Source organism: Paenibacillus plantarum (assembly GCF_013141695.1).
Lineage (GTDB): Bacteria > Bacillota > Bacilli > Paenibacillales > NBRC-103111 > Paenibacillus_E > Paenibacillus_E plantarum.
Genome location: NZ_WHNY01000093.1, coordinates 37,249 through 58,314 on the forward strand (window position 1 = coordinate 37,249; position 21,066 = coordinate 58,314).

The window sequence follows — 21,066 nt, forward strand, 5'->3', positions numbered from 1 at the left end:
CTATTTCTCCTCCCCCAGCTTCACTGCCTGATGAACGCGCAGCCTTCTAATGTGTAAGAACAGCAACAGTGCGCCAGTTAGCATCATGAAAGCAACCACGAAATATAGCTGATAGGTGTCTTTGGAATCGAATACGACTCGGAATGGCGGCACCTGCGTCTTTACATTCTGGGAAGTTTGCAGAAAGGGTAGAAAGAAATAGCTCGTTAGCTTGCCAATTACGATACCTAACACGATGGATAGTCCAGCGGTGAAACCCTGCTCGAGCAATAACATCCCCGTCAATTGCTTGCGGGAAAGCCCCATAGCTCGCAGGACACCGAATTGTACGACCCTGCTAGATAAGTTAAAGAACCAATACAGCATATATCCGATCAAAGACACAACGACAGAAACGAGAAAACCCAAGCTAAGGATACCGAATACGCCACCTCTTGCTGGGAGCTTCTTCTGGACGATGAGCTCGTTGCGAACATCCTTGATGGAAGCAATTTCAATTCCTTTGCCCTGTAAAGCTGTAACGATCGGAGCCACTTTAGCGTCCGGTTTCATTTTGAGCCATACCTCATAGGGTAAAATTGGTGCTTGATCGTAGATGTAATCCAGATTTGCTACGAAAAATGGTGTTTGATCCGGATATTGAGCCGGCCAATACGGTAATATCCCAACAATCACGAATTCCAAGGGCTGCTGTCCGATTGTAATGGATAGCAAATCACCCTCCTTAAGCGCATATTTGCTGGCATAACTGGATGGAATGATAACGGCTTGCTCATAGCTGCCTAGCAAATTCAAATATTGATTCGGATGGGCAGGGAATAAATCAGGTCGGAACCACGCTACTTTAGCGAAGTCCGTATTATCGATCCCCATGATCGTTCCCTGCCCAGTGGATTTACCGGAAACGACGACATTTCCTTTGGTTTGCATCACTCTGGCAGCAGCCTGAACGCCTTCCAAATCGCGGAATACTTGAAATGGCGGCTCTACATAACGTATTTTGGTGGGGGTTTCCTCACCAGGCTTCGGGCCACCTTGACCTTGACCCTGGTTTTGGCCACCTCCTGAACCGGATCCGCCATTTGCCCCATTTCCTCCTTGAGCTTCGCCGCCTTTTCCACCGGCGTTCGGATCCTGCGGCAAATCATCGGAGAAACCTTCCCACACGGTTTGTATCACAACGTCGGTACCATACTGGTATAAGATTCGCTCCGAAGAATTCAAATCTATCGTACGTGCAGCCGAGGAATTGTACACACCAAGACCGAGTGTAAGAATGAGCAGCAGCATTAACGGATAATATGCTTTAGCTGAACGGGACAGCTGAACAAGCGTTAAATAGAGCGGCACAGGCAGGAACTTTCGGCCAAACCAACCGAACAACCGCAGCAGCCACGGAAAGATGCGTAGAAAGAACAGCCCCAGTGCGAAGATCGAAAGTGCTGGTACGAAAAACAGCAGCGGGTGCACCTGAAGTTGATCAGTTGTCATTCCTGTTTGCACGGATAGTACTTGACGTTGGTCAAATAAGTAGAATCCATAACCGACAACCCCCAGCAGGACAATGTCGAGGAACCACCGCTGCCATAATGGCGAACGGTCTGACCTTGCAAGCTGCTGCTTATAGTTGACGATTGAAGATCTTGCGAAAAGCACAGCTGGAATAACGCTGGCAAGAATCGCAATGAGAACAGCAAGCCCACCGTAAAGCATCGCTTCTGGCGTAAAGCTAATCGGAATCGATTTGCGATCCACGAATGTTAGGAACCCACTGGTAGAACCAATGCTCTTCGCCATGAACCAGCCCATAAACGGTCCGATCAACAGCGCTATCACGCCTAGTATCAATCCTTCTAGAAAGTAAATTCCCACAATTTGCTTCGTACTGCCCCCACGACTTCGCAAAATCGCAATCACGCCTCGCTGCCGATCCAGCGATTGTCTGGCATTCATCATAATGTAATAGAAAACCATGGCAATCATGGGCGCCGCCAATGTAAATAATAAAATCTGCATCTGCAGGCTCTGAGCTTTAAACTCGGTTAGAATCGGCTTAAAGGATACATCTACCTTGGTATTCTTAAGTTTCTGGAACAAGTTAATATCTAGTCGTTCCAAACGACTCTCTAGCGGCGACAATTGACTTGTTTGAATGTTGCGCAGATCGAAGGCATAATACCAATTAGCAAGTTGCAGCGGAATTTTCTTCTCCGTCAGCAACGTCTTCATGAATACATCATCACTAATAATAAGTGCATTAACTAACCCCTCTAACCCTTGGAACCAATACGCACTCGTTTCGTTCTTCGGTTTGAAGGAACCTACGATCTTCACCTTGAGCAATTGACTGCCGCTTGCACTCGCAACGGAATAGTTAAACACGTCACCTACGTGCAAATCATTACGAAACAAAGCTTCTTCTAGGACGACGGCTTCCAATTGGCCATTCTGTAATTGTCCAGAAGGCATTTGTCCATTGGACCAATCGACTTGATCCTTTAACCCGCTTATTGACGTTAACGTCATTTGACGACGTTTACTAGGATCTGCTTTTGTACCCTCAGCGGGAGTTAATTGTGCTCCTTTAATTGCATAACTACTTGCATATGTATGTATGGGAAAAGCGATATCTTTGGGAACATCCTGTTGTATATACGTCTTGATGCTCTCCAGATCATTCAAATCTGCACGTTCTGTTCCTACTGCTTGATAGCGCATAAGTAGTGAGCCTGCGGGAAGTCCCTCGCTCTTTTCTTCTAATGATTTGGCGACGACACGCTTCAGAGACCCATCGGCATACATGGGAATGCTTGTGGTGAAGGCCACGGCCATGACAAGACCAAGCAGGGTGCTGAGCGTTAGCCAGCGGGTATTCCACATTTTCCGAAATAAAAACCGCAGCATCGGCATGGACATTAGCGACCTACTACTTTCTGTCCGGCTGTGAGACCCTTAATAATTTCCACATCCGTTGACGTCTGCTGACCGATTTCCACGTCCACTTCTTTCTTATTTCCTTGCGTATCAACGACTTGCACATAATTTCGGCCCGAATAGGAACGAAGTGCCGCAAGCGGGATCGTCGTGGCGTTTTCTTTTCGCTGGGTAATAATCGTCACACTTAGCGGCGTACCGCGGTTCAGCCCTTTCGGAAACTCATTCAACTGAACAACCAAATAGTTATCAATCGTGTCCTGTTCCCCTTGTTGCCCCTGACCCGGGAACCCACCGTTATTATTGTTGTTTCCAGCTTGCGGGTTTGGAAGCTGCTTTACTTTCCCTTTGTGCTGACCAGCTGAATTGATATCTACCTGAACTTCCATGCCGATAGCCACTTTCTTCGCATCATCAGCACTAATGCTTGCAGCCACAGTTAGTTCTTTCAAATCAGCAAGAGTTGCTACGGATTCCCCTGACTTCACGGTATCACCTTTCTTAGCAGATACGGTGACAATTGTTCCACTGAACGGTGCGAGCAGTTTCGCTTTACTCACTTGTGATTCAAGCTTCGTCAGCTCCTCACGTTTCAGTTCAAAATCAATCTTCGCCTGCTCGACTTGTTCAGGCGTCATTTCGTCAGCCTTGCGAAGCGTTTCGATCATCGTCAGCTCATCCTTGCGTGTTTGAAGCTTCTTTCGCTTCAAATCGCTCTCTATATCCGATACGTCGAGTTCTGCAATCGGCTGTCCCTGTTCAACGGAATCTCCATTTTTCACAAGTATGGCACTTATCCGTTTGGCAGACATATCTTCGGAGAAAAACAATTTCTCTTCTTGCAAAGCCATTAATCGCCCGCTCCCTCTCACTTTCGTCTCAAGGGTTTCTGTTTTCACCGTATATTCAGGCTTTTTCGAAAGCTTAGGTGGATTAATCGACGGAAGCGCTTCTTCATCTTGTTCCTTGGGCAACAGTGAGCATCCCGAAGCAAGAAGGAGTGTGGAACTTAATAATAGTGCTGCTAGCGGTCTCATCGCCCACTTACGTGACGAATCTTCCGTCCACCATTTCATAAACATGATCGGCAACCTCCAAAATTGTAGGGTCGTGTGTGGTCATACAAATCGTGATTTCCTCTGTAGCGATGATGCTTCGAAAAACAGACATAATTTGGGCGCCCATCTGAGAATCCAGCTCAGCCGTTGGTTCATCCGCCAGTATGAGCGATGGCTTATGTGCAATAGCTTTGGCGATCGCGACACGCTGCTGTTCGCCGCCGGAAAGCTCATAGGGACGATGATGCATCCGTTTACTAAGCCCAACAAGGTCTAGGCAATGATTGACCCGCTCTTTCCACTGAGAACGTGGCGTCCCTGCCATGCGCAGCGCCAACTCAACATTTTCCCATGCAGATAACAATGGCATTAAAGCATAAGATTGAAATATAAAACCAATCTCTTTACGACGGATCAACGTCCTCTCATCATCACTGCTTTGGTGAAAGGCATACTCTTGAAACAAAATCTCCCCCTTCGTTGGCATATCCAGCCCTCCGATTAAGTTAAGCAGCGTTGTTTTCCCCGAACCCGATCGACCTTTGAGCATGACAAGTTGCAGCGGCCTCAGCTCCATTTCAATCCCTTTCAGGACATCTAGCTGCTGACCTCCAACTTGAAAGGAGCGATGTACATCACTTACCGTCAACAAAGGCGAATGGGGCCCGATAATGCGAGAGGAAGCCACGTCAGATAACGGTTCTTCTTCGACAGAAAAAGCCTCCAATGTGCTTTTTTTACGCAACCAGCTTGTCATATGGTTGATTTTCCTTTCATTTCCAAAATATCCGTATGATAAAGTAGACGGCGCAAGATGTTAAAAAGTTGCAGAAAAATTGGGGATTTCATCTATTTATTTGGATGATACTCCCATTTCGATGAATATATTGGAATATACTATTAATTGGAAAATACATCCATACAACTAATTACCTATTTATTACAAAATAAAAAGACCGCCCACTGCCAATTTCTTAGCAATGAACCGTCTCTTGAATGAATCGATGATTTTCATTTTTTTTGAAAAATGACTACTTAAAGGATTTAAATACAGCCTCGCCGCCACTGGCACTCCCTCTACGCGACCAGATCACAACAGGGATCAACAACAGAGATAGGAATCCCCCCGCCAAAGACAACCAAGCAAAGCTTGAATGCGCAACAACCATGCCTGACAAAGCTCCGCCAGATGCTCCCGCTAACGAGACTAAGACATCGACAGTCCCTTGCGTCCTCGCACGTGTTGCCGGTGTTGTCGCATCAATAATCTGCGCAGTACCGCTGATTAAACCGAAATTCCAGCCAAGTCCGAGCAAGGCCAGCGCGACAATGAGCCAGGGCATCGAATCCGCTGGCGCCCATGCAGCAAACAGTCCGGCCAATAGCAGCGTAACCCCAGATGCACAGGACATAAAGATGCGCCCTAGTTTATCCACAAGTATACCCGTTACCAAGGAAGGCAAGAACATCGCTGCGACATGGATGCCAATTACCATGCCGACCGCATCTAAGCCGTGTCCATGATGCTTCATATGGATCGGCGTCATCGTCATGATTGCTACCATGACAATCTGCGTCAACACCATCACCGTGGTCCCGATGAGGATTCCTCGGTTACGCCCAGCTGGCACTGACGGATTCGCAGAAACCGCCCCCTGCGCTTGATTCGTTTCCTGTGCCTCGGCAATCGCTTTAGCTACGATATAAGGATCGGGCCGGAGCCATACCCACAACACCAAGCCCGCCAGCACAAAAGCCGCAGCGGCTAGCATGAATGGCCCTGTCAGCGCTGGTGCACCGACGGATGTCGCGAATTGCCCCATCACTCCCACTAAATTCGGCCCTGCGACTGCACCAAACGTCGTGAAGACCATGGCTAAGCTAATCGCTCTTGCCCGCTGCTTAGGCCTAGCCAAGTCGGTTCCCGCATAACGTGTTTGGAGATTCGTTGATGTGCCTGCGCCGTAAATCAGCATCGAGAGAAACAGAAGTGGCAGGCTATTCGCAATAGCTGCGAATACGACGCCCATAGCCCCTACTCCTCCTGCGAGGAAACCGGCTGTTAAGCCTACCCTCCGGCCATAACGCCCAGACAGTCGTCCAACTATCCAGGCGGACGAAGCAGCACCTAGCGTCAACAATGCCGAAGGGATACCAGCCAAGCTGTCCGTTCCAAGCATATCTTGTGCGAGTAACGCTCCGACCGTCACACCTGCCGCGAGCCCTGCCCCGCCGAATAGTTGAGCGACGATGACTGTGCGTAAAGTTTTACGATAGAGGTGCTGCTGTTTTTCTGGAGAATGCTTATATGCTTGAATCCATTCGCTGTCTTCAGCCATTTCCTAATCTTCCTCCCCTGCTACAAAACGCCTTTTGTCACTATCATACCTGCGTCAGGAGTTATTGGCTATGTTAAATCCCTTTTTCTCATTGCCTTATCCCGCCGGTCGCGTTACGTTGTTTCCTAGGAAACTAGATGTCAAAGGAGCTGTTCCTATAGGAATTTCAGAAAACTTAGGTTCACGAATTTCGCATAAAACTATCGTCATGAACAAGCAACAAATTGCTGAGCATACCTTTATAATCACACTTAAGCTGGATCGCTTACTTTCAAAATCAGAAGATGCCGACGCTTAAGAACGCTGATCTACACGAATAAAGTGCTGTCCCAAAAAACAGCCCTGAGAAAGGTTTGAGGTTGATTTGTAGCTTGCGAACGCAAGGTGAGTGCCGATTCGTCTTTAGATGCATAAAATACAGCTAATTTGCTCGAATTTGACGTATTTCCGTAAATATATGGAAAAAGCACATTTAATTTGTATGAAATTTAAAGAATCGAGCAAATCGAAGGAATTTAACTACAGGAAATACAGTTAATCTTTGGAATTCGAGAATTCCACTTCAAATAGATGGAGAAAATCCAGTTAAATTGCGGGAAGCAGGTTCCTTGATCATCGGTCATTAATGAAAAACGAGGCTGTTTCAAAAAGCCTAAATTGACTTTTGAGACAACCTCTTTTCGTTATTTTCACCCGATTAAAGGGGCTGTTTGGCCAAGCGTTCCTTCGACCTCATTCCCTTCTTTCCTCCAGTACTCGATACCGCCTAACATTTCTTTCACCTTGAACCCTAGACCTGAGAGACGAGCTGCTCCTTTCGTTCCGCCATTGCAAGCTGGTCCCCAGCAGTAGACGACAATTGTTTGATCTTCGGAAAAGGAAGCCGTCGTTTCGACGTTGATTAGGTTGGAAGGAAGGTTAATCGCACCCGGAACATGGCATTCTCCATAGGCTTTTGCACTGCGAACATCGATGAGCAGGAAGTCATTGTAGCCATGCTGCATGTCGTAACGTACATCCGCAACGTCCGTTTCCACCGAAAGCTTATTCATATAGTGCTGGTGCGTATACTCCGGTGATGCAGCAGGCGTCTCAAGAACGAGCGATTTGGTTGTTTGAATAGTCATTTGGGTTACCTCCAGTGGGTTTGTCGATTTCTTGATGTTAATGTATCACAACCCTAAACACTGGAGTTATCGATAGTTATCGAACCTATACTTCAGTCATTTCGATAGTTGGCGCCGCCGAGTACCTCTAGAAATCCTAGATAGGCTTTCGATTTCCATTTTTTCTTAGCGATAATCAATTGCGTGTAGAACTTACATGCCGGATGAACAAAAGGAATCGCGACGATCTGGCCTTTGCGCATTTCCTCGGCGACGGCAATTCGGGGCAATAATGCAATACCAAGACCGTAGATCACGCACTGCTTGATCGCCTCCAGGTTGCCGAATTCGTAAGATAAGTTGTAACTTACCTGATGTCCTTTCAACACCTTAAGTAACATAGCGCGGTATGTACAGCCATCCTCCGTCAGGATCAGGGATTCATTCTGCAGATCTTCCACGTGAACTTCATTTTGCCCAGCTAATTTATGATCGGGACTAACAATGATGACAAGTGGTTCTTCCCTCAAAATACGGCTCTCCAGCTCAGGATCCGTAAATGGCGGGTCCAGAATGATCCCGATGTCCAGTACGCCTTCTTTCACCGATTCAATAATGAAGGGCTCATTCCCCGGTTGAATGACAATGTTGACGTCTGGGTAATCGCGGCGATAAGCCTGTAGATACGGGGGTAAATAGAAAGCCGCTAGCGTCTCAATCGTCCCGATCGTGAGCGTCCCTTTGGATTGCTTGGATACGACTTCCTTGGACTCTTCATGTAACCTATGAATATCATTCGCGTATTGCAGGAGTGCTTCTCCAGCCATCGTTAATTTCATACTCCGTCCAAAACGTTCCAAGAGAACAACCCCATAGGATTCCTCAAGCTTCTGAATTTGGGCTGTGATGCTTGATTGCGCATAACCTAGCGTTTCCGCTGCCCGCGTGAAACTTCCCCACTTCGCCACTTCCCGAAATGTCCTCAAATACGTCATTTCCATAGATCTCACCTCCACCTAGGAGCATTCCTCTATTTGAAATATAACAAGGACCTACGGTCTTATCAACTATCATGATTTCACATCGAATCGACTTCTAATAAACTTTTTACGTGGAGAATGGGTCGCACAAAGGATTTCCACGTATTGATCGAACGTCTCTGTGAGGACTTCATATTGGAAACTGGACTTCGCACGTCTGTAACCACCTTGTACAAGCCTTTCTCTGAACGCCTCATCCCTTGCCAACTGGAGAACGCTTTCTACAATTTCGGCATGTGAATTTGGATCCACGAGAACGCCTGTCACTCCATCAAGTACCGCTTCTAGAGCACCACCGGATCTTCCAGCAATAACCGGGATACCCGTCGATGCCGCTTCCAGATATACAATGCCAAACCCTTCTGCATCCCCCGTCTCCAGTTCCCTGCATACCATAACGAACTGATCAGCCAAGTTATAATAGTCATTCAATTCCTCACCGCCGCTTACGCTTCCAATGAACATGACAGCATTCGTAACGCCTGTAGTACTGGCAAGCTGCTCGAGGCGGGCCCGATCTGGACCATCACCAATAATGACATACACCGCATTGGGAATGTGTTGGATAATTTGGGGCATCGATTCAATGACCCGATCTTGCCCTTTTCGCGTGACTAATCTCCCTACGGATAAAATAATATATTTACCTTCAAGCCCATGCCGTCGAAGTAACTCCACATTGACAGGTTTCCGCTCAAAAACGGCCTCTACGCCAGGATGCACAAGACTAATACGAGAAGGATTAACCCCATAATCCTCCACGAACCTTTTAGTAAATAAACTATTCGTCAACACGCCATCAGCATGTATCAATATTTGTTTAACTAAATAATTTAAGCCGAAAAAACGGCGAAACATTAGCATATCCATGCCATGTGTCGAAATGACATAGCGCCGCCCGCCAAACACTTTAAACAGCAATCCAATGAAACCGATTAACACATAGCCATATACTGTGACATCTGGTTCTTCAACCGTCATCATCTTTTTCACGTGGCTGAACAGTCGTCCCCAACTTAAAAAGTGTGCACGTTCTCCACGCATAAATGACCCACGCACTGTCCGAAAGGTCTGTTCGTCATCGAATGCTTCACTCCCCGGATACTCAGGAGCCAGCACGGTAATGTCATGTTTGGTATGTTTGGACAGGTTGAAGTAATAACTTTGCATCCCACCGATTCCTGGTGGAAATACCCCTGTAACTAGTACGACCTTTTTACGATTCATAACTTCTCACCTTCCTCGCGAGTCTGCTGACCATTTGAATACTCATCCAGAATGTGATTTCTGCCATCACGTTCCATAACCGAGCAATGATCGATATCTGCACCGCCACATCTGTAGGTAACTTAAGCGAATAAACCAAGCAATCATGCCGTTGCGAACGTACCCGCAGCATATAAGATGCTGATACATCGCCTCGTTTCCTCTCGTTAACTTAGCGTAATCCACACATTGTATTACTTAATTGTAAGGGGTATAACAGGTAAATATTTTTGTTTTGTTAATTTAGCGAGAGGTTAGCTAGGCATGAAAAAAAGCGCTCTCTCACCCTCCGGCGGAAGAACGCTTTTACTTATGAATGCAATGTCATCTTCCGTCGACGATGGAGGAAGGATTTGATGCATCTGTACATGTAACATGCCAGCAGAGACATCTCAAGTCCCCAAATGATATAGATCGACGTATCACTTACTTCAATTTGCAAATAGTCAAAGTCCGCAAACTGCTTTCTCACGAATTGATCCGCCACCATCTGAGCTACATGATCCACGATCGGCGCAAAATCCTTGCCATACCCCTGCTCCGTCATATAATCCTGCACCTCAAGCTTGAGCATATCCACTTCACTCCATGAGAAAGCATGCACCCAATTCATAGAGCCATCCGAAGCCGGGCTAAAACTCACGATGAAATCATTCTTGTTGCCGTTCTTCCATTTATCCTGGAGGGCATAGCCATATTCTTGCGGCAGATCCATCCCCATATTCACAAAAATCAAATTCACCTGCTTCCACGACTTCGTCTCTCCAGGTTGTTCGGGATCTGGCACTGCTTTGTTGAGTTCGGAATTCCAAGCTTGCAACGCCGCCAACGCTCTGGGCTTGTTCGGCACTTCTCCCACTATTCGATCGACTTGAAGCACCTCCGAAACGTGGCTTGGGTATCCAGGCAGTCCAGGGTAATCTTTTAGATCAATATCGTTATGCTTAAAAAGGCTGTAAGAGCTTCTCACCTTATTCACATACCTGTGTACAGAGGCCGAAGGTGTCCCAAGTGGATAGTATTTGGCCAACTCTCTTGTCGAATTAGGGGAGCGATTGGTGAAAGTAGTTCTTCCATCCATGGATTCATTGACCTCAAACCATCCGTTGTCCGAGGTTTTAATCTTGTTTATTTCCTTATGGTGCTCGAAATGCCCCGGCCTTTGGGTACACCTCTTGCGCCCATTGTCATCAGTCGAGCATTCTTCCTTACCTGGGATCCACTCGTCCCACTCTTCGATGTGCTCTAAGTCCGTTACACGCCCAGACCAGACCTCCGTATCCACTGTCCGTAGATAGAAATCACCGGCTACCACACTTGCGAATAGGATTACGGCGAGTAGCGATACTAGCACGTACCGCCACCATTTACGGGCCGTCACAAGTTCGATGGCAAAACCAACAATCAGTACGAGGAATAACGCTGTCCAATACGCCATCTGCTACCTCAGCTTCACTTCGTTATCTTTGCCTGTCTGATACGCATCACTCGTGCGGTCTGAGGTAATAATGAATTTCTCCGCGTCCATCGTTTCGAAATGGAAAATCGCATTCATCAGCACATGCTTCCGAATATGCGTATTATACTCACGGACTTGATCGGCAATTTTCTTCTGATTCCGGTCGAATTCAGTTCGCGCAGAAGATACTTCATTTTGCAGCTTCGTATACAACGTACTGCTCATCTGTGGGTTCTGCTCTTGGATCGTTTGGAAAAGAGCTTGTGTATTCGTGTAACGACCCGCGATAAGGTCGGTATATACCTTTTTGATATCATCAGCTTGCATGTCGGTGACTTGCGCCATCTCTTTGAATCGTTTCCACATGTTATCGTAGTTCGACTTATTCGCGACGTGCTGCGACTTGATCTTCTCATCTAGTGCAATCGCCGTCCCCCGTTGCCCCCATACAACTGCTGCTGTAATGATCGCAATTAATACCAGTATTCCAATGAAACCAAGACAACCCACCACGAGAATCCCACTCTTGTTCCTCATCTATAAGCCCCTCTGCCTAATTATTCCATCTAATTCTCTTATTCTAGCATATTGAGGGGACAAAATAGATCAAAATCTCACAAAAATTGCAGGGTGGGAGAAAGTCGGGAACGGATGACGAATGACCTTATCATATGCCCAGCATGGGAAGATGCTTTCTGGTATGGTAAGTGAGAGACGATGAAATACATTGTTTTAATTCGTCGACAGGTATTTCATCGTTCTCCTCGAACACAATCGCTCGATTGCCTTCAAATTTAAATTTATCTCTAAAAAGTTCCTTGAATGTGTCAACCAACATAGTATGACAGTTAAAATATATGGCATACTGATGCGGGTTAGATTTTTTCCAGTTTATTCTAATAGCACTCCCATTTTTTGTTAGGTAACTAGGCTCGCCCCATTTTAGTGTCTCTTCTACGGTACCAACGCCCTCGGTCTCAGCTGCAGTATCCAGAATTAGGTCGCGAAGAAACCACATCTTCTGTTGAATATGTTTGGGATAATGTTCAAATACAGCGGCAACTTTCATGTTTTCAATCGAACTCATATTGATCCTCCCTTTCCTTATTATTATAAAGCCTCCAAATCCAAGCTTATGCTGGTTTGGAGGCTTTGTCGTTGCAAGCTGGAATATCCTCGCATCATATTTTTTCGGGTGACGGCAACAGGCTATTGGCGTAAAGCGATATAAATTTCGGCTTGCCCGTCATTCGGATTGATATTCTGTTTATAATACTCAAAATCGCCTGTGAACGCTCGTTCATTGCCGGATTGTCGCGACCATTGCCAAATATCGCCCCAAGCTCGCTGCACCATCTCTATAATCGGTCCCCGCTCTGTAACGAATACGGCGTATTTCGCAGCAGGAACTGTGAACGTAGAAACGGAATCTGGATATTGATCCTGCAATTCTTCCCGAACGTTTACGCCAACCATTACTTCATACCGTCCGGCATCGCCCTGTTCGTAGTTGAAGTAACAGCTATAATGACCCTGTTGCTTAACATACGCGGCCAGTTGTCCGCCAATATCGTGTAAGTAGTATTGTTCAAATAGCTTGCCGATTTTGCCTTTATCACTAAATTCGGCTTCATTTGTTGTGACGACGCTAATTCCGGCTAGCGTGAAAGAGGGAAGTTCCTCTATACGTGCAGGCTCCATTGGTTTGCGGGTAGCCGATTCTACCGACAGTGAGTGTTTCAATTCAGATTGGTCTTGTTTCATTACTAATCATTCTCCTTTAATTGGAATGCATTTAGTATAAAACAACAAACCTGACATCTTTCTGTCAGGTTGATTTCTCTCTGCGATATATTTTCGCAACTTGCTCTGCACGACTAGCAATAATATCCCGCAGATGGGGTGGCTCAAGAACCTCTGCATGGTGACCCAAGCCGAGAATGAATCTATACAACCAATCATCTTCCGGGTATGCCTTCCTTACTAGCCAACTACCGTGTTCATCTGGCACAAGCCCTTCGATGCCAAACCACTCCTCAGCCAAATGACGAGAATCAGCATGGAAACGCAAGACGATCTCTGTCACCTGGGACGGCTCGCTTGGGTTTTGACCCGTGTCACGTTCTTGCATCGGAAGCTCTCGGCGAATAAATACTCTTCCCGGGGCTATCTCCAGCTCCTTCATTCTCTTTAGCTTGAACAGCCGAAACTGCTCTTTCTCCAGGCAGTAGGCTTGCAGGTACCACTGTCTCCCTTTTAAGATGAGCATATACGGCTCTACCGTACGGTATGATATTTCACCTTCGGCATTGGAATAGGTAAATCTAGCTATCAGACACTTATCTACGGCTTCCTTTAATAGCTGAAGTTTCGGTTGCAACTCTTCATTGCCGTCCCAAGGCGAGTAGTCAATCAACACGCTGTTCGTCTTATGTTGGAAATCTTCGGAGTATGCAGGCGGGACAACGCTATGGATTTTCTCCAATAACCGCAGTTGTTGCTCGTTGCCGTATGAGGTTGAGATGCTGCGGAGGGCGGTAACGATGTCCGCAAGCTCATTGTTGGTAAGTACATTATGATCCAAGCGGTAACCATCCATCAATCCAATGCCACCATTCGTTCCCTGATAGGTGACGATAGGGATGCCAGCCCCATTAATTACTTCAACATCTCGATATATCGTTCGTATGGACACCTCGAACCGCTCCGCGAGCTCCTTGGCTTGCACCACACGGCGGTTCAGAAGCAGAATAATTATGGATAAGAGCCTTTCCAGCTTCACTATATGTCCCCCATCACAAAGAATATGCAAGCAGTTTGTTTCAATCGTATTGTCTCATAGGAATATACGCCTGTGAATGATTATCTGCGTTGCACTGCCTCCGAAGCATCGCAAAAAGGCGTACAGTGATATTACACTGTACGCCAATCTTCCGTCCCGCGCGGTCTTTTCGCTATTCCTCTTTACCAGTGGCAATCGGGTTATCTGCCCACGAAATCCAGTCGCTCCAATTGGAGGATTTTCTCTGCAAATGGTTTCAGGGCATACGTCGGGCTACACCAGAAGTGCCATGATGCATTGTTGTTTAGAGCTTTAAGTTCAATTAGTTATAGAGTGGATAACCTACTCGAGAAAGGCATATAAAGTCACCTTACTGAAGAGTGAAAACAGGAATTCCTCAAGGTAGTTTATAGCTAAATAAATCACCAGACCCCTGTTTCAAGAACCCGGGGCCCGGTTTTGTGGATCAGATGAAACTTTACTTGCTGGCAAACACATGTGCTCTAATAAGGACGACCGTCGCCTCGGCTCTTGTCGCCGTTTGATTCGGTGAGAATTTGTTGCCGTTAATTCCCTGAACGATACCTTGCTCTATAGTTGCCGCAACTGCTGCTCTAGCCCATGCAGGGATCTCGGCGTCATCTGCAAACGTGGTTGCCGCTTTGGTGTTATTGGCGATACCAAGCGCATTCGCGATCATCGTCACCATCTCCGTGCGGCTAATGTTCGCGTTCGGCCTAAAGCTGCCATCCCCGTAACCTTTCACGATTCCGGCTTGCACAGCCTGTGCGATGCCTTGCTTCGCCCATTGGCCGATGCTAGCCTTATCGTTAAATTCTAGGGCAGCTCCGTTTCCTTGCAGCTTCAGCATGCGAGCCAGCATGACCGCAAACTCGGCGCGGGTAACCTCGCCGTTCGGCTTGAATGTACCGTCAGAATAGCCGCTGACAATGCCCATCGCCGCTGTCTGTTTGATGCTTGCTTCCGCCCAGTGGTCTGCAATGTCGCTGAACTTTACTTCCAAGGTCTCTTCTGGCTGGCTTTCAGTATTTTCTTCAACTTTCTTATCTACGGTGAATACCGCAAACTTCGTGAAGTGATCGACTTCCGCCGTAATCTGGTCGCCGTTAGTCTTGCCTCCGATTTCCACCCAAGTCTTTTTCACCTCATCATAGTAGAAGAGAGATGCGGTTTGATTCGCGCCGACCATTTTCGGATCGAACGTGAAGATCAGCGTGATCGGCTTCGAGAAATTTCCCGTGAAGTTTTTCAAAATTTCATACACTGGGCTAAGAAGAACGTCTTTATTGCTTACGAGCTGAGAAGTATTCAATACCTTCTCAACTGTAATCGTCAATTCTTTCTCTGATGCCCCTGCAGGAACTGCGATCGTAATGGCGTTATTCACAAATTTAGCTATACCACCGCTACCTGAAGGCAGCGTTTGTTTGCTGTCATTGCCATTACCATTATCATAACCATTGTCGTTACCGCTGCCTCCGGTGGAAGAAGGATTGGACAGCTTAAACGTGACTTGAATATTGTGCGCCGCTGTCAAATTTTCAAACATATACTCACCTGCCGCCGCCGCAGCATCATTTACCACGTTATCAACTCTTACGGTGTCAATTTCATAATATTGATTCGGTGTAAATGTAAACTTCTGACCCTGTCCGCGCTCGACCAAAACATTTCCTTCTGGAGTAATTTTACCGCCTTGGTCTGCCGATGCAATAATGGTTAAGAAGTTATCTTCTTCCTCGTCGCCGAGCTTAAGCGCTCGAGGCACGGGTACGTTTTTCGTTGTATCCCATTTCCAAATGTCCGTAAAGTCCCATCCCAAAGCCGTGTAAGTTGCTTGCAGTGCAAAATCAGCTACCGCCTTTGATTTGAATGCAGGAACAGCCGTTGTAGTCACTCCACTTGTGCTTAACTTCGCGCCGTCATAGTAATTGACTTGATTGGTGTCGACGATCGGCCTGCTGCTGGACCAATAGCCTGCGATTGGTCCGGGAGGAGTAGACCCAACAATGGAATTGGCTACCACATTACCGGTTAAGGTTTGAAGCAGATTGCCTGCAGAACCACCCATATCCCCAACCAAGGCGCCGGAATAGGTGCCAACCTTATCAAACGTTCCCCCCACATAGTTATTCAGAATTACAGTTGGCGATAATTCATGTCGTAGGGTAATAGGCGAACCTCCGCCGTTCCAGCCAGTACCGCCAATCAAACCTCCAACTGTAGTTCCAGTCACTTCGGCAAGTAAGAAGTTATTTTTCAAAGTAGCCGCATGGAGCGTACCTACAATACCGCCTGTATAGTTGCCACCTTTTACTTTACCGTCCACATAACTGTTTTCAATCGTTCCCAACAGGGAAGCTCCCGCTATGGCACCTGTGCTATTACCACCTGCGATATCGACATTCGTCAATTTCAGATTAACGACTTTGCCTCCTTCGCCGATATAAGCGAAGAAACCTGTGCTATTTTTACTGGTCGATATTTTGAGATTACTTATCGTATAACCTTTTCCGTTAAATGTGCCTATAAATGGCTTTGAAGTGTCGTTTCCGCCGATCGTTGCAAACTCCACATCCTTCATATCAATATCCGCCGACACCTCGTAATTTCCGTCTAACGGATATTCAGCTGAGCCAAATTTCTGCGACAGTGCTACCAAATCACTTGCTGTTTTGATTTTTATTTGTGCTGGAGCGCCGCCAAGATCAAGCACTCGAGGCAAGGGTACGTTTTTCGTTGTATCCCATTTCCAAATATTCGTAAAGTCCCATCCCAAAGCCGTGTAAGTTGCTTGCAGTGCAAAATCAGCTGTCGACTTCCCTACAAAAGCAGGAATGGTTCCAGAAGGTATTCCAGTTGTATTTAGCTTGGTGCTGTCATAGTTGTTCACTTGATTGGCGTCCATGATCGACCTGCTGCTTGACCAATAGCCTGCGAGCAGCTTTTTATCATGAGCAATAACTGCTGATGAGACTGCGTTACCATTTAAGGTTTTAAGCAAGCTACCCGAACTGCCGCCCATATCACCAATGAAACCACCGGTATAATCAGTAACACCGATCCTTGTAACCGTACCTCTTACGTCGTTATTCAAAATTACATTCCCAACAGTTGGTTGTTGCGTAAGTGACCAACCGGAGCCGTTGTAATTGGTGCCTCCAATTAAGCCACCTACTGTGGTTCCGCTAACAGCTGCGTTCATCACAGTGTTTTGCAAAGTACCCGCATAGAGCAACCCTACTATACCGCCTGTATAGCCGGTGCCAGTTACTTTGCCGTCCACATAGCTGTTTTCAATCGTGCCGCTGGATACCCCTGCTATGATCCCCGTTCTATTGCCGCCGGCTATGTCTACATTCCCCAGATTCGTATTTACGACTCTGCCACCCGATCCGATATAAGCGAAGAAGCCAGTACTGGTATCTGTGGACGAAATTTTGAGATTGTTAATGGTATAACCTTTTCCGTTAAATGTTCCAATAAATTGTTGTGGAACTGCAGCTCTGCCGATCGATGTAAACGCCACATCCTTCATATCAATATCCGCCGACAGCTCGTAATTACCGTCAACCGGATATTCAGGCGTGCCAAATTTCTGCGAAAGTGCAATCAAATCACTTGCTGTTTTGATTTTTATTTTTGCTGAGCTGTTGCCAGCGAGAGGAGTGACCTTGGCTGTGGCCGTGCTGGTCACGACTCCGTTATAAAAACCTGTACCCGTTGCAACGGCTCGCAAATATGAACCTGCGTCCGCCGCTTTGATCACGTAACTAGCAGCAGTTGCTCCTGCAATAGCCGTCCACGCAATACCGTCCTTCGAGCTCTCCCACTTGTAAGATGCTGTAGCGCTCGTCGGGGTAATTGAGGTATTCAATGTTTGTCCTTCTTTGGCAATTCCATTAACGGCAATATTCGTGATCGTAAACTCGTTGACTACTTGCGGTTCCGCAGGATAGTTCCACGCCTGCAAATCATAAGTGCGCGGCTTGTTGGTTACAAGCGCGTCGACATCCCCGGTTTGCAGTACATCGCTTTTATCAAAACCCTTGCTTGTTACTTTAATTTGAGTAGGTGAAATCGAAATGTTGGCATATCCCCGTCCGACTTCTCTAATATCAATGTACGCAATGGCTGTGTTTCCAGTGTATAACGCTCCGCGGTTGTCCTTATTTGCAGAGTAGTTCGTTAGATAGGTTGTTCCGTCTCCGTAGTCCGCAACGACTTTGCCACTCGCGAAAAGCTTGGTGCGGGCATAAATATGGTCATGTCCCATCAGTACCACATCAATTCCCGCTGCATCAAAAGCGTCCGTCCAGGAGGATACAGGGGTAGCCATCCGATATCCGAACAGCGTTTTGTGGAATATTCCAACACGCCATTTGGTCGGATTTTGCTTCACGACGGCCTTCATCCAGTCTTGCTGTGCTTTGATCTGTGCAGAAGTACTCTGATCCTGATAATCCATAACTAAGAATAGCGTGTCGCCATATACATAATAGTAGTTGCTGGACTCGAGCTGCAATTTCGTCGTACCTGAAACTATGCTCTTCGTGCCGTCGCCGCCACCGTAGAAGGAAGCGCCATTTTTAGGCGGATTGTGGCGACCCAAAAAGTTCTGCAGTGTGGGGTCTACAGGAGTCCAGCTGTTGTTTGCCCAGCTGTTACCCGCTCCATCAAACTCATGATTGCCCGTCGCCATGTAGAGCGGCGTGCTTGAGAACAAACTCTGGTTGGCCTCGAAGAATGCATCCCATTCCCAAGTGTCGAAACCAAAGTTGACCTGGTCGCCTGAGCTCACAACAAACGCCGCATTCGGAAAATCTGTAAAGGCTTGGTCCAGCGCTTTTTTGCTCATACTTTTATAGCTATTGAGTGTTGCTTCATAGCCTTGCGTACTGTTTGCTTGGGCGTCTGAAATCCAGTTGAAGTTAAACGTATTGATATTGCTGGCAGGTGTCTTGAAGCTGGCCGGCGCTGTAACGCTCGTTACATTTTTAACGCCGTCGCCTACGCTGTACACATATTCCGTATCCGGCTCAAGGACGGCCGTTTGTGCCTTATGGCTTTGGATAGGATCGACGGAGTATTGTGTCCCTGCACCTGTATAATTTAAGTTCTCAATGTTGCTCCTCAAATCTACCGTGAAATTGGTGCCCATCACAAAATCGGTGAATTTGTGGCCATTACTGTCAAATTCTGACTTTTTCGCATAAAAGAGCTGCGTCGTCGTTGTTGTTACCGGAGTTACCCAGTTAAAGCGAGCAATATACTTGTCCTTTTCTGGTTTGCGTGTTTGTTCATTAAAGTTGTCGAACATGAATGTCATCGAGGTAGGCGCTGTGCCGCCACCTATCGGCTGGGTGATTTCGTCTCCGGACTTGAAAATCGTGAATTCATCGATGACACGGAATGGATTCGCCGAGCCAGTCGCCTTATAGTACGTTTTATAAATGATCGAGTTGCTTGTAACCTCAGCTCTGCTGTATACGCCTGGCGAATAGATGGATCCGCCACCTGTACCCGTTTTGTTGATACGAAGATCATAGAAGAAGTCGTTCCACGTAGTATCTTTGGTGCCATTCAAGCTGTACGCGTAATTGTACACCGATCCGCCTATGACATAGGTAGGCGCTTCGCCGAACTTCGCTTTTTGAATGCTTCCGGTGCCCGACGCAGTAGACGTTGTCTTTAAAGTAGTTCTAGCGTAGGCATGCTCGTGACCGGCGAGAACCAGATCGATGCCGGCATCGGTAAACTTTTTACCGATTACATTGTCCACTGCATAGTGGCTTGCACCTGGGTCATAAGGCGAAGCATGAAGATCTACAATCTTCCACTGCTTAGTCGATGCTGCCGCCTCATCGGCCAGGAATTTCCACTGAACAGCATCATCGCTGGGATTAAGACCAAAAGAATTAAGAGAGATAAACAAAGCGTCTCCATATTCAAAGGAATATACGGTCCCAACAGCAGCCGCGGACAGACCGCTTGGTCTCTGTAAAGATGAATAATTAAATCTGTTGGTATATTGAGCGGAATCTTGGTCATAGATTGAATTGTCATGATTACCAGGGGTAGCCATGATTGGCATCGTACTAGAAAGGTTTTGCGCAGCATCAAAGAAATACTGCCAGTGATCCGAAAAGCTCGCATCCTCTACTACGTCGCCATTATGGACGAGAAATGCGGCATCTGGATGGTTCGCCTTGATATAATCGTACAAGTCGGCGGTGTTTTGATACGTGCTTGGAGATGTTCCCTGTGTGTCAGGAGTAACGATAAAAGAAAATGGTTTTTTTGCCGCTGGATCTGCAGGAGCGTTAAAGCTGGAGATCGCCGAATAACCGTTGGTTGCGTTACCTACTTTGTAATAGTACTTGGATTCAGGTATCAGATCCTGAACAACTACACGATAGGTGCGAACTTCTTTAACGTTTACCAGCTTGTCGCTTGGAACACTACCCGCAACAGTCGAAGAATTCACCGTGGCGACTGTTGCGCTTTTTGTTGTTGCGCCGGTTAGATCAGGAGATGTACCGTAAACGATTTCTGAAACATTAACCGTCGAATCCGTAAGCCAGTTGAAAGCCATAGCCGTTTTACCGGGTGCTGCGCCTCCACCTATAGCCAATGTGATTTGAGAAGGAATTGTCGCGGGTGCTGCTGCCGATGCAGTCATAGGCATCGCAAGCCCATTTGTAGCTAAAAGCACTACTAAAATTGCTAGAATCAATTTTGTTGTTGACTTTTTTATTCTTGACATTAAAATTTTCCCCCCTCTTGTTGCTGTATGACCTATGACCATTATGAGTACACTATGTTAAATCCAATACACTTTAATATTAAGATCATATTAATCCCCCATGTTGGTTTTCGATCAAATCGAGTAGCCTAAGGAATAAATTCAAAAGCCGAGACGCACCTTAAACAAGGTTCGAATCGGCTTTTTTCCTTCACAGAACATATGGGCAAGTACTCGATCATAGGTTTGCAGTAAGCATTTCCAGAAACTGCTTGTTGACTCCATGTTGATTAAAATGTCCTACATCTGCATTTTG

At 46.7% G+C, this 21,066-nt stretch carries 14 protein-coding genes; 1 reads left to right on the top strand and 13 read right to left on the bottom strand.

What is annotated here, in order from left to right; genetic code table 11:
* The 4 genes from GC096_RS37170 to GC096_RS37185 all read right to left on the bottom strand — a co-directional run bounded on the left by GC096_RS37170 (position 1) and on the right by GC096_RS37185 (position 6,331).
* Entirely contained in the window at positions 1–2,910 is a 2,910-nt protein-coding gene (locus tag GC096_RS37170; RefSeq protein WP_171638448.1) for an ABC transporter permease, read from the bottom strand.
* Between the two features lie 5 nt (positions 2,911–2,915).
* A complete protein-coding gene (locus tag GC096_RS37175) occupies positions 2,916–4,016 on the bottom strand; it encodes an efflux RND transporter periplasmic adaptor subunit (protein WP_171638154.1) in 1,101 nt (366 codons plus the stop codon).
* Entirely contained in the window at positions 3,979–4,749 is a 771-nt protein-coding gene (locus tag GC096_RS37180; protein WP_171638156.1) for an ABC transporter ATP-binding protein, read from the bottom strand. Before GC096_RS37180 ends, GC096_RS37175 begins: the two co-directional genes overlap by 38 nt.
* 274 nt (positions 4,750–5,023) lie before the next feature.
* The gene (locus GC096_RS37185) at positions 5,024–6,331 is read right to left on the bottom strand and encodes an MFS transporter (RefSeq protein ID WP_171638159.1); all 1,308 of its coding nucleotides are present in this window, start codon (positions 6,329–6,331) and stop codon (positions 5,024–5,026) included.
* A gap of 70 nt (positions 6,332–6,401) precedes the next feature.
* On the opposite strand from GC096_RS37185, the gene GC096_RS37190 reads away from it, so the two are divergent.
* Positions 6,402–6,629 carry a hypothetical protein gene (locus tag GC096_RS37190; RefSeq protein WP_171638161.1) on the top strand — a complete coding sequence of 76 codons (228 nt, stop codon included), beginning with the start codon at positions 6,402–6,404 and terminating at the stop codon, positions 6,627–6,629.
* Positions 6,630–7,020: 391 nt separating this feature from the next.
* On the opposite strand, the gene GC096_RS37195 is transcribed toward GC096_RS37190, so the two are convergent.
* The 9 genes from GC096_RS37195 to GC096_RS37235 all read right to left on the bottom strand — a co-directional run bounded on the left by GC096_RS37195 (position 7,021) and on the right by GC096_RS37235 (position 20,771).
* Positions 7,021–7,458: a rhodanese-like domain-containing protein gene (locus GC096_RS37195; protein ID WP_246303269.1), complete on the bottom strand. Its 438-nt coding sequence runs from the start codon at positions 7,456–7,458 to the stop codon at positions 7,021–7,023.
* Between the two features lie 92 nt (positions 7,459–7,550).
* A complete protein-coding gene (locus GC096_RS37200) occupies positions 7,551–8,438 on the bottom strand; it encodes a LysR family transcriptional regulator (protein WP_171638163.1) in 888 nt (295 codons plus the stop codon).
* 69 nt (positions 8,439–8,507) lie between these two features.
* Entirely contained in the window at positions 8,508–9,704 is a 1,197-nt protein-coding gene (locus GC096_RS37205) for a glycosyltransferase family 4 protein (protein WP_171638165.1), read from the bottom strand.
* 349 nt (positions 9,705–10,053) lie between these two features.
* On the bottom strand, positions 10,054–11,181 hold the full coding sequence (locus GC096_RS37210; RefSeq protein ID WP_171638167.1) for a hypothetical protein: 1,128 nt from the start codon (positions 11,179–11,181) through the stop codon (positions 10,054–10,056).
* 3 nt (positions 11,182–11,184) lie between these two features.
* Positions 11,185–11,739 (bottom strand): hypothetical protein, encoded by a 555-nt coding sequence (locus GC096_RS37215; RefSeq protein ID WP_171638169.1) that lies wholly within the window; start codon positions 11,737–11,739, stop codon positions 11,185–11,187.
* A 130-nt stretch (positions 11,740–11,869) separates the two neighbouring features.
* Entirely contained in the window at positions 11,870–12,289 is a 420-nt protein-coding gene (locus tag GC096_RS37220) for a DUF1801 domain-containing protein (RefSeq protein ID WP_171638171.1), read from the bottom strand.
* Positions 12,290–12,411: 122 nt separating this feature from the next.
* On the bottom strand, positions 12,412–12,966 hold the full coding sequence (locus tag GC096_RS37225) for a GyrI-like domain-containing protein (RefSeq protein WP_171638173.1): 555 nt from the start codon (positions 12,964–12,966) through the stop codon (positions 12,412–12,414).
* Positions 12,967–13,030: 64 nt separating this feature from the next.
* Positions 13,031–13,984, bottom strand: a complete 954-nt coding sequence (locus GC096_RS37230) for a helix-turn-helix transcriptional regulator (RefSeq protein ID WP_171638175.1) — start codon at positions 13,982–13,984, stop codon at positions 13,031–13,033.
* A 478-nt stretch (positions 13,985–14,462) separates the two neighbouring features.
* Positions 14,463–20,771, bottom strand: coding sequence for an S-layer homology domain-containing protein (locus GC096_RS37235; protein ID WP_171638177.1), 6,309 nt, complete (start codon positions 20,769–20,771; stop codon positions 14,463–14,465).
* Between the last annotated feature and the right edge of the window lie 295 nt (positions 20,772–21,066).